The organism is Enterobacter sp. GD03975 (assembly GCF_029838645.1).
GTDB classification, from domain to species: domain Bacteria; phylum Pseudomonadota; class Gammaproteobacteria; order Enterobacterales; family Enterobacteriaceae; genus Enterobacter; species Enterobacter quasihormaechei.
This window is the reverse complement of the sequence record NZ_JAOBZC010000012.1, coordinates 72,306-85,413: the sequence shown is the minus strand read 5'-3', so window position 1 is coordinate 85,413 and position 13,108 is coordinate 72,306. Positions and strand designations below refer to the sequence as shown.

Genomic DNA, 13,108 nt, shown 5'->3' with positions numbered 1-13,108 from the left:
CGCATTTTGACAAGCTCATAAAAGAAAACAGACCATGTTTGAAATTAATCCGGTAAAAAACCGCATTCAGGACCTCACGGAGCGCTCTGACGTTCTTAGGGGGTATCTTTGACTACGATGCCAAGAAAGAGCGTCTCGAAGAAGTAAACGCCGAGCTGGAACAGCCGGACGTCTGGAACGAACCTGAACGCGCTCAGGCGCTGGGTAAAGAGCGTTCCTCCCTCGAAGCTATCGTAGATACGCTGGATCAGATGTCGCAGGGTCTGGAAGATGTTTCTGGGCTGCTGGAGCTGGCCGTCGAAGCCGACGACGAAGAAACCTTTAACGAAGCCGTGGCAGAACTCGACGTGCTGGAAGAGAAGCTGGCGCAGCTGGAATTCCGTCGTATGTTCTCCGGCGAATACGACAGCGCGGACTGCTATCTCGATATTCAGGCAGGTTCTGGCGGTACCGAAGCGCAGGACTGGGCCAGCATGCTGATGCGTATGTATCTGCGCTGGGCGGAAGCGCGCGGTTTCAAAACCGAGATTATCGAAGAGTCTGAAGGTGAAGTTGCCGGCATTAAGTCCGTCACCATCAAGATCATCGGTGACTACGCCTACGGCTGGCTGCGTACTGAAACCGGCGTTCACCGCCTGGTGCGTAAGAGTCCGTTTGACTCCGGTGGCCGTCGCCACACCTCCTTCAGCTCCGCGTTTGTCTACCCGGAAGTGGATGAAGATATCGATATCGACATCAACCCGGCGGACCTGCGTATTGACGTGTACCGCGCATCCGGCGCGGGTGGTCAGCACGTTAACCGTACGGAATCTGCGGTGCGTATTACCCACATTCCAACCGGGCTGGTCACACAGTGCCAGAACGACCGTTCCCAGCATAAGAACAAAGACCAGGCCATGAAGCAGATGAAAGCGAAGCTTTATGAGCTGGAGATGCAGAAGAAAAATGCTGAGAAACAGGCGATGGAAGACAACAAGTCCGACATCGGCTGGGGCAGCCAGATCCGTTCTTACGTCCTTGATGACTCCCGCATCAAAGACCTGCGTACCGGGGTTGAAACCCGTAACACGCAGGCGGTGCTGGACGGCAGCCTGGACCAATTTATCGAAGCAAGTTTGAAAGCAGGGTTATGAGGAACCAACATGTCTGAACAACAAGCACAGGGCGCTGACGCGGTAGTCGATCTTAACAACGAACTGAAAACCCGCCGCGAGAAGCTGGCAGCGCTGCGCGAGCAGGGCGTGCCGTTCCCGAACGATTTTCGTCGTGACCATACCTCAGACCAACTGCACGCTGACTTCGACGGTAAAGAGAACGAAGAGCTTGAAGCGCTGAACGTTGAAGTGTCCGTGGCTGGCCGTATGATGACCCGTCGTATCATGGGTAAGGCGTCCTTCGTGACCTTGCAGGACGTTGGCGGCCGCATTCAGCTGTACGTCTCCCGTGACGACCTGCCGGAAGGCATCTACAACGAGCAGTTCAAGAAGTGGGACCTGGGCGATATCCTGGGCGCAAAAGGTAAACTGTTCAAAACCAAGACCGGTGAACTGTCTATCCACTGCACCGAGCTGCGTCTGCTGACCAAAGCCCTGCGCCCGCTGCCGGACAAGTTCCACGGTTTGCAGGATCAGGAAGCGCGCTATCGTCAGCGCTACCTGGACCTCATCTCTAACGATGAATCCCGTAAGACCTTCAAAATTCGCTCCCAGATCATGGCCGGTATTCGCCAGTTCATGGTTAACCGCGACTTTATGGAAGTGGAAACCCCGATGATGCAGGTGATCCCTGGCGGCGCATCTGCCCGTCCGTTCATCACCCATCACAATGCCCTGGATCTCGACATGTACCTGCGTATCGCGCCGGAACTGTACCTGAAGCGTCTGGTGGTAGGTGGTTTCGACCGCGTGTTTGAGATCAACCGTAACTTCCGTAACGAAGGCATCTCCGTGCGCCATAACCCAGAGTTCACCATGATGGAACTCTACATGGCGTATGCGGATTACAAAGATCTGATCGAGCTGACCGAATCCCTGTTCCGCACCCTGGCGCAGGATATTCTGGGCACCACCGAAGTGCCTTACGGTGAAGAAGTGTTCGACTTCGGCAAGCCATTCGAAAAACTGACCATGCGCGAAGCGATCAAGAGATACCGTCCGGAAACCGAGATGGCGGATCTGGATAACTTTGACTCTGCGAAAGCGATCGCCGAAAGCATCGGTATCAAGGTTGAGAAGAGCTGGGGTCTGGGCCGTATCGTGACCGAGATCTTCGAAGAAGTGGCAGAAGCGCACCTGATTCAGCCGACCTTCATCACCGAATACCCGGCGGAAGTGTCTCCGCTGGCGCGTCGTAATGACGAGAACCCGGAAATCACTGACCGCTTCGAATTCTTCATCGGTGGCCGCGAAATCGGCAACGGCTTCAGCGAGCTGAACGATGCAGAAGATCAGGCGCAGCGCTTCCAGGATCAGGTTAATGCGAAAGCGGCAGGCGACGACGAAGCGATGTTCTTCGACGAAGACTACGTAACCGCGCTGGAACACGGCCTGCCGCCGACGGCTGGCCTGGGTATTGGTATCGACCGTATGGTTATGCTGTTCACCAACAGCCACACCATCCGCGACGTGATCCTGTTCCCGGCGATGCGTCCGGTGAAATAAGCCGCTAAGATGTAAAAAAAGCCCCGCGCGTATTTCGCCGGGGCTTTTTTATTGCGCGGCGAAGGCGCTGAGTTCTTCGCGCGCGGCCGTCGCTTCCAGCACCATCCACGGGCTGAACGCCCACGGCGTGGCGTCCAGCGCGCGGAATAGCGCGTCCAGCTCCACCCACTGATACTCCATCACTTCGTCGCTATTGATTGCGAGGGTATTCGTGACGCGGGCCGCGTAGACCGGGCAAATCTCATTTTCAACGATCCCGGACGGGTCGGCTTCGCGATAGCGGAACGCCGGGGCAACGGGAGTGATGTCGGTGATTTCGGCGCCGATTTCAAAGCGGCAGCGGCGGATAATCGCCTGCTCCGTCGCTTCGTCGGTCTGTGGATGACCGCAAACGGAGTTCGTCCACACGCCAGGCCAGGCTTTTTTACTTAAGGCGCGCCGGGTAATCAGACATTCTCCGTTAGCGTTAAACAGCCACGAAGAGAAAGCCAGGTGTAGCGGGGTGTGTGTCGTGTGCGCGGCGTACTTCTCCTGAGTGCCAATCACCTTTCCCTGGTCATTTACCAAAATAACGTGTTCTTGAATACTCATTGATGCTCCAGTGCCAAAATGCCAAATGGTTCAGCACCATCAGCAGAATTATTATACTGCATTCTTGTGCGAACGGTTTGGCCCACAGAGCGGAAAAGGGCATGACCGGCATCAGTTTGGGCTGCTATCATAGTGCGCCATTCACGCTGACCGAGGAGCTGTTTTGTTTGCAGGAAGCCTGACGAGAAACCCGATCATTGCCGTTTTCTGCCTGACGCTGACGCTACTTGTAGCGGGATGCTCGGGGAGTAAATCGTCGGATATGGGCAGTTATTCCGGTGCCGTCTATACCGTTAAGCGCGGAGACACGCTCTACCGCATCTCACGTGCCACAGGGACCAGCGTGAAGGAGCTGGCGCGCCTGAATAACATCTCTCCACCGTATACCATTGAGATAGGGCAGAAGCTCAAGGTTAACGGCGGTTCCTCCTCAGGGAAAAAATCCTCAACGCGCAAAACGGCCAAAGTCACACCATCCTACCAGGTACCAAAATCCTCCTGGCCGCCGGTTGGTCAGCGCTGCTGGATCTGGCCTGCCAGCGGAAAAGTGGTGGCGCCGTACTCGCTCTCGGAAGGGGGCAACAAAGGCATTGATATCGCAGCTGCGCGCGGCACGCCGGTTTACGCGTCGGGAGCCGGGAAGGTGGTGTATGTCGGTAATCAGCTGCGCGGTTATGGCAACCTGATCATGATTAAGCATGGTGAGGACTACATTACGGCCTATGCGCATAACGACACGATGCTGGTCAACAACGGTCAGAACGTAAAGGCGGGGCAGAAGATTGCGACCATGGGCAGTACCGGGACGGATACGGTGAAGCTGCACTTCCAGATCCGCTATAAGGCCACGGCCATCGATCCGCAGCGTTATCTTCCAGCGCAGGGTAGCAAACCAAAGTGCTAAGTGATTAGATTATCGCCAGTTAGCTGTGAAGAGGCTTGTATGCAGAAGCGTAAGGTCTATAATGCCTTACGCACCTCAAAGCGGGCGTAGTTCAATGGTAGAACGAGAGCTTCCCAAGCTCTATACGAGGGTTCGATTCCCTTCGCCCGCTCCAGAATTTCCTCAAGTAGAACCGTTCGAAAAACTCTCTATTTCAGTACGTTGCTCAGTAGCGTTGACTATCCTGTACTGGCGTACCTGCTTCCCCCTTTCGTTCATTGTTATGATTGGTTATCGACATAACACGGTGAGTTGCACATTTCCTGTACCCTGGATACCCTGAGATTAATCCTAATAACTCAAGGGTGAGTATGGCTAGCGGGAAGAGAAAGAATCAAAAGGAATCGCCTGAAGAAGAGTTAGATCGCCTGCTGGATGAGCTTGAACTCACACCGGAGCAACGGGAGTTTATCGAATCCATGCGAGAGGATAAGAGCGATCCCAGTAGTGAGTAACGCTTGTCTTAAGCCGAACGAGTACAAACGGCATTTTAAGACATTCTTCTCCAGGTGCAGGCAGAGTCGCGGTGCCTTTGTTCCGGCTGTCGCTGGAGTGTCATAAATATAAATACGCACGCGCATAATTTAAAATTAAACCCTCTTCCTTTTTACGTCATCAGGCGCCCCTGTTATATCTGTCGGCAAATTTTTTATTTCCCGGATCGCAGATGAAAACACGACTCCTCCTGTGCGCTGGCGTATTAGCCGCCTCCAGTGCCCATGCCAGCGCCCTCTATTTTTATGAAGCAGGCACCGAAGATACCGCGCTTGCCGGCGCAGGGCAGGCCGCTCGTGCGCAGGATGCCTCGACAATTATGACCAACCCTGCCGGCATGACGCGGTTACCGGACCATATGGTCACCGGTGGGTTACAGGTTATGGACGGCTCCATCGATAACCAGCTGGATAACGATAACGATCAAAGCCCCGGCGACGTGATGAAAACCATCCCAAATGCCAGCGCCTTTTATAGCCAGAAGGTGACCGATAATCTCTATGCCGGGGTCGGGCTTTACGGTAATTACGGCCTGGGGATCGACTATGGCAGCTGGACGGGCGACAGGCTGATCAAAAAGAGCACCATGGTGGCCATGACGCTCAGCCCCTCGCTGGCCTATAAGCTTAACGACCGTCTCTCGATTGGTGCGTCTGCCAACGTTAACTATGGTTATTTCTCGCTGACCCGCAACGTTAACGATGATGACTATCGGCAACGCGATGAAGACCTGGCCATGAGCTATCGGCTTGGGCTGCTGATGCAGCTGACTGACCAGACGCGAGCCGGTATGACCTGGAACAGCGAAACGGACTACAGCTTCAATATTGACGGCAAAGCGCGTCTACAGAACGGCACCTACGACCTGCCGGTGTCGGCGCAAATCAGCGCGCCGCAGCAAATCATGCTCAGCCTGGTGCATGATATAAATCCGCGGTGGTCGGTTATGGGCGATCTCGGCTGGCAGGACTGGAGCCGGTTCGGCGCGCCGCAAATTGTTGTCGGGGACCAGCAGCTGCACAACGTCAGCCGTCTCAAGGACACGTGGCATGGCGCGGTGGGCGTGCAGTATCGTCCAACGCCTCAGTGGCGACTGAATGCCGGCGTGGCGTTCGACAGCTCGCCGTATGAAAGCCAGAGTGATGTGGCCTTAACCTTACCTACCGGCGATGAGTGGCGATTTGGCACGGGAGCCCAGTATCAGATCACCCCGGCCAGCAATATGGGTGTTGCCGTTTCGTATCTTCATATGCAGTCCTCGCATGTGAAATCGCCGACGGCGTTTGCCGGAAGTTACGACCATCCTTATCTCTGGTTTGCCAGCGTCAACTACAGCTATCAGTTTTGATCGGCTAACCGCTTAAAATATATGGTCTATACTCGCAGATATTCACTGTCAGAAGGTTGTACCATGCATATTTTACCGCCTGTTCGACCCGAAAAATCCATCGAACGACTGACCGCTATCCTTGAGCCGATAGCGGAGAAAGTGCAGGTTGTCCCGCGCAAGCGACTCACGTGGTTACGGAAAGGGAAGCAGCAGATGTATCTCTTTCTGAAAGGGGAACTGTCCCTGCTGCGGGCCTCGGATGGACTGGTGGTAGTAACCGTTTACGAGCCGCATTTGTTTGGTATCGCAGAGATGATCCAGCCTACCCAGGGGCATTTTCTGCGGGCCGAGAGGACGTCGACCATTTTACGTCTCGATGCGGACAAGGCGGCAGCGTTGTTTCGTGCCGAGGGCGTCTGGGAGGATGTTGCGGCGCTGCTCTCATACCACACGGCCTATTTGATATTCCGTGATGCGCAGGTACTACAGCAGCGTACCTATTCGGTTATTCGTAACCACCTTCAGGAAATGATTTTATTACCTGAAGAGATGCGTTTACGAACCACGATTCTGGAATATATTCAGGATCGAACGCTGCTCTCTCGCAGCAGTATACTCAATGTATTATCCGCCCTTAAGCAGGGAGAGTATATCTCCTTCAGGCGCGGTGGATATCTGCTGGAAGTCAGGCATTTACCTGAATCATTCTAGAGAAAGTTTAAAATTAAACAGAAATAGAATTAACGAGGCTGTTCATTTTCTATATCGTTTGCTTTCTAAATTTTATTTTATCACGTAAACGGTATATTTATGAAAAAGACAGTTATCGCATTGATTATGGTAAATGCGTTTACCGCCACTTCAGCGTTAGCCGCCGCGGATGCGGGCACCTGGTACGGCGGAGCAAAATTCGGCTGGTCTCACTATTTTGATACCAGTACGGGTTCAAAAGCATTTGATAACAATAATTCCGACCACTTCGATTTTGACCATGATAATGTCGGCGGAGGTGTTTATACGGGGTATCAGATTACCCCATGGCTTGCGGTAGAAGGCGGTTATGACTATTTAGGAAATATGCAGATCAAGGGTCAACATAGCGCAGGGGCGCAAATGAAGACTCAGGGCCTGCAAATGTCTCTGAAGGCGAGTTACGCCCTGACCAATGACTGGGATATTTATGGCCGTGCCGGTGCGATGGGCTATCGCGCTGAATCCGATGTAAGTGGTCACAATCGCTTTGAAACCGGCGTGCGCCCGCTTGCAGCCGTAGGTACTGAATACGCCTTCAACAAAAACTGGGCGGGTCGTCTGGAGTACCAGTGGGTAAGCAACGTGGGAAATGTTAACCAGATCGGTGTGAGCAGCGACCTGAGTTCCGTCACCGCAGGGCTTAGCTATCGCTTCGGTCAGTACGACTGATGCCCGTGGCATTACTCATAATAAAAACCCGGCTACCGTGTAGCCGGGTTTTTTGCATTCAGCTGGATAATAACGGTTCAAGAATGAGATGAATATTTTGCAGGCCCGTTAAGTTTTTATCTTTCAGGTACTGCTGATTAACCATATCTAATTGTTCCAGTTTGGTCAGCGAGGCATAGACGCGTTGAACCGCACTGTCAGAAACAAAAATTTCTTTTGCGGTTGTGCCCTGAAGATACTGCGATTTTACGCTGCGCGTTAAGTTATCAATCTGCTGTTTATTTTCCTGATAAAGAGACGCGATATGAGAAATCTGTGCCTGCGGCGGTTTCTCTCCCGGCAATACCAGCGGAATTTGCAGATGATTAATCTTTTCAACGTTATCGGGTGGGGAAGAACGACATGCTGTTAATGTGCTCAGGCTTAAGACAGCGAAAAAGAACGGCAGGCTCTTCATCGAATCACTCCGGAAAAATAATGGGACTCAGCATTATCCCTGAAGGCTACAGCGACGAAAGGTTAACCTTGTTTATTTATAAACGTTATTTCCTTAGGTAAAAGAAAAGTCCGGTGATAGCCTCCTTTCCCCCCTGTACCGCCAGCGTGAATATGTCTCCTCGAGGAAGTATGAAATTTAAAACTCTCGTTAGTGCGATGGCCGTTGCTGGTCTGCTCCTGGCCTCGTTGGTCTCATTGCCTGTCCTGGCACAAAAGGACGTAAAGGAGGCAACTGCCCGTACGAAGGAAATGAATGATGCACTTTATGGTCAGTTGCCCTTCTTTAATAAAACCGATTTCCGCAATGCGCATAAAGACTTTATCGCCCCGCTGCCGCCTGCGGTGATTAAAGATGAAAAAGGCGCCGTTATCTGGAACCCCCGGCAATATGCTTTTATCAAAGAAGGGCAAAAAGCACCTGATACCGTCAACCCGAGCCTGTGGCGTCAGGCGCAGCTGAATAATATCGGTGGTCTGTTTGAGGTCACAGAAGGCGTCTACCAGATCCGCAACCTCGATCTGTCGAATATGACGATCGTAGAGGGGAAAGAGGGGATCACGGTTATCGATCCGCTGGTGTCTGCTGAAACTGCCAAAGCGGGCATGGATCTTTACGCCAAAAATCGCGGCAAACGTCCGGTTGTTGCCGTTATTTATACCCATAGCCACGTCGATCACTATGGCGGCGTGCGTGGCGTAGTGGATGAAGCCGAGGTGACGTCCGGCAAGGTGAAAGTCTATGCCCCAGCCGGTTTTATGGAAGAGGCGGTATCGGAAAATATCATGGCCGGGAATGCCATGAGCCGGCGTGCCAGCTATATCCACGGAAACCTGCTGAAGCCCGGCGTGAAGGGGCAGGTGGGGGCGGGTCTGGGGACCACCACCTCAGCAGGCACGGTGACGCTCATCGCGCCCACTCGCACTATTGTCGTAGACGGGCAGAAAGAGGTTATAGACGGTCTCACCTATGACTTTATGCTGGCGCCGGGCTCGGAAGCGCCTGCGGAAATGCTCTGGTATATAGAAGAGAAAAAGCTGATTGAAGCCGCAGAGAACGTCACCCACACGTTGCACAATACTTACTCGCTGCGCGGGGCGAAAATACACGATCCGCTGGCATGGTCAAAGTACATCAATAACGCCATCGATCGTTGGGGTGATAAAGCGGACATCATCATCGCGCAGCACCACTGGCCCACGTGGGGTAACAAAAAAGTGGTGAAGCTGATGAAGAGCCAGCGTGATATCTACCGCTATATTAACGACCAGACGCTAAGGCTGGCGAATAAAGGGCTGACGCGGGATGAAATAGCCGCTAATTTCGCCCTGCCTTACGGGCTGGCAAAATCCTGGGCAGGCCGCGGCTACTACGGCTCGGTAAGCAACAATGTCAAAGCCACCTATGTCTACTATCTTGGCTGGTTCGACGGCAATCCGGCGACGCTCGATGAACTGCCGCCGGTCGAGGCGGCGAAAAGGTATGTCGATTACATGGGGGGAGCCAGCGCGATCCTTGAAAAAGCCCGTATTGATTACGCCAGGGGGAATTACCGCTGGGTGGCGCAGGTGGTCAGTAAAGTCGTCTTCGCCGATCCCAATAATAAAGCGGCGCGCGAACTGGAAGCCGACGCGCTTGAACAGCTGGGATACCAGGCCGAGTCAGGGCCGTGGCGTAACGCCTACCTCACCGGCGCGCAGGAGCTGCGCCACGGCGTGAAGAAAATGCCGACGCCCAAAACCGCCAGCCCGGATGCGGTCCGCGCCATGTCGACGGAGATGATTTTCGATTATTTCGGCGTTCACCTTAACGGCGTCAGGGCAGCGAATATCAGCGGCATTTTTAACGTTGATTTAGGCCGCGAGGGCGGCAAGTATAAGCTGGAGCTGGAAAATGGCGTGCTAAACCATAGCGCCAACGCTCAGGCAGAAGATCCGGATGCGACCATAACGCTCAGCCGGGAAACGCTAAACAAAATCATTCTTAAAGAAACCACGCTGAAAAAGGCGCAACAGGCAGGTGAGGTGACGATCGTCGGCAATGCCGCGAAGGTGGATGACATGCTGCGCTGCATGGAAAGCTTCCGTTTCTGGTTTACTCTCGTTACCCCTTGAACGTAAAAAAGGCTGCTTTCGCAGCCTTTTAGCATTCGCATGCAATAATTTGCCGGGTGGCGGCTTCGCCTTGATCGTTAAATGACGCCATCCCCGCCGTCTGAACACCATACCTGGCCGGATGTGTATGAACACTCATCCGAGGCAAGCGTGACGTACAGCGGCGCGATTTCGACGGGCTGACCCGGACGCCCCAGCGGGGTGCTCTCGCCAAAGTGTTTCACTTTTTCCTGCGGCTGACCGCCGCTGGGCTGGAGCACGGTCCAGTAAGGTCCGGGCGCTACCGCGTTAACGTGTATCCCTTTCGGCCCCAGCTGCTTCGCCAGCGCTTTGGTGAACACCGCGAGGCAGGCTTTGGTCTGCGCATAGTCAAGCAGTACGGCGCTCGGTTTTACCGCCTGTACGGATGAGGTGTTGATAATGGACGCGGGGGCCTTCAGGTGGCGTAGCGCCGCCTTGGTGATCCAGAAAGGCGCGTAAACGTTGGTTTTAAAGGTCGCGTCAAAATCTTCCGTGGTCAGCTCTTCGAGCGACTCGCGGTACTGCTGGCGGCCAGCGTTATTCACCAGAATGTCCAGCCCGCCCAGCTTGCTGACGGCCTGCTCCACGAGGTTCTGACAGAAGGTTTCGTCCCGTACGTCGCCCGGCAGCGCGACGGCGTTGCGCCCTTCGGCTTTAATCAGGGCAATCACCTCGGCTGCGTCTTCTTCCTCTTCCGGCAGGTAGTTGATCGCCACGTCTGCCCCTTCGCGGGCATAGGCAATGGCTACCGCGCGCCCGATGCCGGAGTCACCCCCGGTGATAAGCGCTTTTTTACCGGTAAGCCGGCCATGCCCTTTGTAGCTTGTCTCGCCGTGATCGGGAACAGGGTCCATTTCAGAGGCCAGGCCCGGTGGCGTCTGGGGCTGTTCCGGGAAAGGGGGCGTTGGGTAAGCGTTCGTACGTTGTTCATTATCACTCATAGCTAACTCCTTGTTAGGGGTGAGATTTGATGGATAGGTACAGCGTTAACGCTTCGCTGAATTATTTTTGCAGGTGGCTGACCCGCACGACGGGCGGTGATGATTTTTTATCGAGCGAGCCGCTAATACTGATCATGTTGTCAGGCTCCACGGTTCTGTCATCAAATACGGCTTTCGGAATAACAACATCTATTTTCCCGGTTTTATCCTGGAATACGTATTTATCGTCCTTCCCGTCAATAAGGTTGCCGCGCAGTGAAATAGAGGCGCCGTCATGCATCTCTTTCGCCTGAGTTATCGTCATAATGCGCGCATCATCAGTACCACGATAACCGCTGTCCAGCGCATGCGGTGGCGGGGGCGCTTCACCCTTTTGTAACCCGCCGTTATTATCTGCCCATGCAGAAGGGATAATTAATATTAACAAAGCTGTAATGGCTGATAATTTCATCTGATATCCTTCATTTTGCATGTCTTGACTTATTAAGTATTGTTGCTATTCCTTTATGTGGCAAATGTGATAAGTCTTAAAAGCATTTGCGTAGAAAAATCATAAATTTCGGCAATTAAGCGAAACGGTGACGAAAGCCATGGAACCTGAAAATGAAAAAGTGCCCGGGATAAAAGAGAGTAATCGTTTACTGACGTTTGAGTATGCATTTCGTCAGGTTGGTTTTATTGTCCTGTTAGCTATTATCGTGGCCGCGATCGCCGGCCTGTTTTCCAGCGGCGCGCTCAGCGACGTGGAGAAAACAAACGAAGCAAAATCCCTGAATCTGAGCTATGAGCTCTTCGGCCGCCGCCAAACCGAATCGCGGATGGCGCTCACCTTCCCGGTAAAAGCTGAGGGCAAATACACCCTCAGCCTGACCAGCGAAAGCAGCGACGTGTATGAGCCAGGCAGCGTCTGGCCGCAGCCGGACAGCATGTACAGCCGTGGGAATACCCTGTTTCTTGTCTACGATAACTTAAAACAGAGCGATAAGTTCACCGTCTTGCTGTTCATCACGCCGACAAAAGCAGGGAAATGGACAAACAGTATCCGCGTAAACAACGAGCCAGAGATCCGCTTCTGGCAGTTTATTTACCCCTAGGAGTCGAATATGGACATGGTTTTTCGTGCCCTGGCAATATACCTGTTTCTGGTGATCGTGTTTAAAGTCGCCGGGCGGCGCGCCCTGCTGCAAATGACCAGCTTTGACCTTATTTTGCTCTTAATTATCAGTGAGGCGACACAGCAGGCGCTACTGGGCGAAGATTTTTCCGTTACCGGGGCGATGATTACAATAACAACGCTGGTGGTGGTGGATATTATTTTTGGCCTAATGAAAAAATATTCTTCCTCCGTTGAGAATGTTCTCGATGGCACGCCGGTAATATTGGTAGAGAATGGTGTTCCCATCGCGGATAAACTGAAAAAAGTCGATGTATCCTGCGATGATATATTGGTTTCAGCACGCCAGAATCACGGCATAACGGAATTAAAAGATATTAAGTACGCAATCCTTGAGCGTAACGGCCATATTTCGATTATTCCTGAAGAAAATTAATTAAGGGGCACATCCATGAGCAACCTTATTCACGATAACAACACGACCATCAGCGAGCTGACGAAAAAGCTCGCCACAACGCTCACAGACAGAGGGCTGCGTATGACCACGGCAGAGTCCTGTACCGGCGGTAATCTGGCGGTGGCGCTCTGTGCAGAAGAAAACACCGCAGAGTTTTATGACGTGGGCATGGTGGTATTCAGCGACGAAGCGAAGGAGCGGATCCTGGGCGTTAACCACGACACGATTGAACGGTTCACCGCCGTCAGCGAGCAGACGGTGACCGAGATGGCTGCGAAAATTCGCGATATTGCCGAGGCGGATATCGGCGTTGCCATCAGCGGTTATGCGGGGCCGGAAGGCGGAGACGATGGCACCGCAGCCGGTACGGTCTGCTTCGGCTGGAATATTTGCGGGCAGACGGAAACCCGCACCGTGCTTTTTTCCGGGGAATGTCAGGATGTGGTGGAAAAAGCGGTGCGTTATTCGCTGTCTGAACTGATCGAAATACTTTCCGGCTGGGATAACGTCTGAAACAAGGGGAA

14 protein-coding genes and 1 tRNA gene are annotated in these 13,108 nt (G+C 53.2%); 11 read left to right on the top strand and 4 right to left on the bottom strand.

Features of this window, described 5'->3' with window-relative positions; translation table 11 throughout:
* The first annotated feature begins 34 nt into the window (after positions 1-34).
* Both prfB and lysS read left to right on the top strand, forming a co-directional pair.
* A protein-coding gene (prfB, locus tag N5C09_RS17470; protein ID WP_102750013.1) for a peptide chain release factor 2 occupies positions 35-1,133 on the top strand; the annotation gives its coding sequence in 2 pieces (ribosomal slippage) (positions 35-109 and positions 111-1,133; 1,098 coding nt in all).
* A 9-nt stretch (positions 1,134-1,142) separates the two neighbouring features.
* Complete coding sequence (lysS, locus tag N5C09_RS17465) at positions 1,143-2,660, top strand: lysine--tRNA ligase (RefSeq protein WP_279749538.1); 1,518 nt, start codon at positions 1,143-1,145, stop codon at positions 2,658-2,660.
* A gap of 48 nt (positions 2,661-2,708) precedes the next feature.
* Here lysS and idi read toward each other — a convergent pair whose 3' ends face one another.
* On the bottom strand, positions 2,709-3,251 hold the full coding sequence (idi, locus tag N5C09_RS17460) for an isopentenyl-diphosphate Delta-isomerase (protein ID WP_193526966.1): 543 nt from the start codon (positions 3,249-3,251) through the stop codon (positions 2,709-2,711).
* A 163-nt stretch (positions 3,252-3,414) separates the two neighbouring features.
* On the opposite strand from idi, the gene actS reads away from it, so the two are divergent.
* The 5 genes from actS (at position 3,415) to N5C09_RS17435 (ending at position 7,441) form a co-directional block, all read left to right on the top strand.
* Positions 3,415-4,155: an amidase activator ActS gene (gene actS / locus N5C09_RS17455; protein WP_038416673.1), complete on the top strand. Its 741-nt coding sequence runs from the start codon at positions 3,415-3,417 to the stop codon at positions 4,153-4,155.
* An 80-nt stretch (positions 4,156-4,235) separates the two neighbouring features.
* A tRNA-Gly gene (locus N5C09_RS17450) sits at positions 4,236-4,309 on the top strand.
* Positions 4,310-4,861: 552 nt separating this feature from the next.
* Positions 4,862-6,037 (top strand): outer membrane protein transport protein, encoded by a 1,176-nt coding sequence (locus N5C09_RS17445; protein ID WP_279749537.1) that lies wholly within the window; start codon positions 4,862-4,864, stop codon positions 6,035-6,037.
* 63 nt (positions 6,038-6,100) lie between these two features.
* Positions 6,101-6,730 carry a helix-turn-helix domain-containing protein gene (locus N5C09_RS17440; protein WP_279749536.1) on the top strand — a complete coding sequence of 210 codons (630 nt, stop codon included), beginning with the start codon at positions 6,101-6,103 and terminating at the stop codon, positions 6,728-6,730.
* Between the two features lie 99 nt (positions 6,731-6,829).
* A complete protein-coding gene (locus tag N5C09_RS17435) occupies positions 6,830-7,441 on the top strand; it encodes an outer membrane beta-barrel protein (protein WP_107533676.1) in 612 nt (203 codons plus the stop codon).
* 58 nt (positions 7,442-7,499) lie between these two features.
* Here the strand turns inward: N5C09_RS17435 and N5C09_RS17430 are convergent, their stop codons facing one another.
* Positions 7,500-7,898, bottom strand: a complete 399-nt coding sequence (locus N5C09_RS17430; RefSeq protein ID WP_063867929.1) for a hypothetical protein — start codon at positions 7,896-7,898, stop codon at positions 7,500-7,502.
* A 170-nt stretch (positions 7,899-8,068) separates the two neighbouring features.
* Here N5C09_RS17430 and N5C09_RS17425 point away from each other — a divergent pair, with 170 nt between their 5' ends.
* Positions 8,069-10,051 carry an alkyl sulfatase dimerization domain-containing protein gene (locus N5C09_RS17425; RefSeq protein WP_279749535.1) on the top strand — a complete coding sequence of 661 codons (1,983 nt, stop codon included), beginning with the start codon at positions 8,069-8,071 and terminating at the stop codon, positions 10,049-10,051.
* Between the two features lie 77 nt (positions 10,052-10,128).
* On the opposite strand, the gene N5C09_RS17420 is transcribed toward N5C09_RS17425, so the two are convergent.
* Positions 10,129-11,013, bottom strand: a complete 885-nt coding sequence (locus N5C09_RS17420; RefSeq protein WP_279749534.1) for an SDR family oxidoreductase — start codon at positions 11,011-11,013, stop codon at positions 10,129-10,131.
* Between the two features lie 61 nt (positions 11,014-11,074).
* Complete coding sequence (locus N5C09_RS17415; RefSeq protein ID WP_063869470.1) at positions 11,075-11,464, bottom strand: YdeI family stress tolerance OB fold protein; 390 nt, start codon at positions 11,462-11,464, stop codon at positions 11,075-11,077.
* A gap of 139 nt (positions 11,465-11,603) precedes the next feature.
* On the opposite strand from N5C09_RS17415, the gene N5C09_RS17410 reads away from it, so the two are divergent.
* From N5C09_RS17410 to N5C09_RS17400, 3 genes are read left to right on the top strand one after another with little or no spacing between them, the layout of a single operon-like run.
* A complete protein-coding gene (locus N5C09_RS17410; protein ID WP_279749533.1) occupies positions 11,604-12,107 on the top strand; it encodes a hypothetical protein in 504 nt (167 codons plus the stop codon).
* 9 nt (positions 12,108-12,116) lie between these two features.
* On the top strand, positions 12,117-12,563 hold the full coding sequence (locus tag N5C09_RS17405; protein ID WP_063451971.1) for a YetF domain-containing protein: 447 nt from the start codon (positions 12,117-12,119) through the stop codon (positions 12,561-12,563).
* A gap of 15 nt (positions 12,564-12,578) precedes the next feature.
* Positions 12,579-13,097, top strand: coding sequence for a 2-oxo-tetronate isomerase (locus N5C09_RS17400; protein WP_063451970.1), 519 nt, complete (start codon positions 12,579-12,581; stop codon positions 13,095-13,097).
* Positions 13,098-13,108 lie beyond the last annotated feature (11 nt).

Excerpts from the sequence above, each read along its gene's own strand:
- lysS (WP_279749538.1), top strand. The coding sequence starts at position 1,143 with ATGTCTGAACAACAAGCACAGGGCGCTGACGCGGTAGTCGATCTTAAC.
- idi (WP_193526966.1), bottom strand. The coding sequence starts at position 3,251 with ATGAGTATTCAAGAACACGTTATTTTGGTAAATGACCAGGGAAAGGTG.
- N5C09_RS17445 (WP_279749537.1), top strand. The coding sequence starts at position 4,862 with ATGAAAACACGACTCCTCCTGTGCGCTGGCGTATTAGCCGCCTCCAGT.
- N5C09_RS17440 (WP_279749536.1), top strand. The coding sequence starts at position 6,101 with ATGCATATTTTACCGCCTGTTCGACCCGAAAAATCCATCGAACGACTG.
- N5C09_RS17435 (WP_107533676.1), top strand. The coding sequence starts at position 6,830 with ATGAAAAAGACAGTTATCGCATTGATTATGGTAAATGCGTTTACCGCC.
- N5C09_RS17430 (WP_063867929.1), bottom strand. The coding sequence starts at position 7,898 with ATGAAGAGCCTGCCGTTCTTTTTCGCTGTCTTAAGCCTGAGCACATTA.
- N5C09_RS17425 (WP_279749535.1), top strand. The coding sequence starts at position 8,069 with ATGAAATTTAAAACTCTCGTTAGTGCGATGGCCGTTGCTGGTCTGCTC.
- N5C09_RS17420 (WP_279749534.1), bottom strand. The coding sequence starts at position 11,013 with ATGAGTGATAATGAACAACGTACGAACGCTTACCCAACGCCCCCTTTC.
- N5C09_RS17415 (WP_063869470.1), bottom strand. The coding sequence starts at position 11,464 with ATGAAATTATCAGCCATTACAGCTTTGTTAATATTAATTATCCCTTCT.
- N5C09_RS17410 (WP_279749533.1), top strand. The coding sequence starts at position 11,604 with ATGGAACCTGAAAATGAAAAAGTGCCCGGGATAAAAGAGAGTAATCGT.
- N5C09_RS17405 (WP_063451971.1), top strand. The coding sequence starts at position 12,117 with ATGGACATGGTTTTTCGTGCCCTGGCAATATACCTGTTTCTGGTGATC.
- N5C09_RS17400 (WP_063451970.1), top strand. The coding sequence starts at position 12,579 with ATGAGCAACCTTATTCACGATAACAACACGACCATCAGCGAGCTGACG.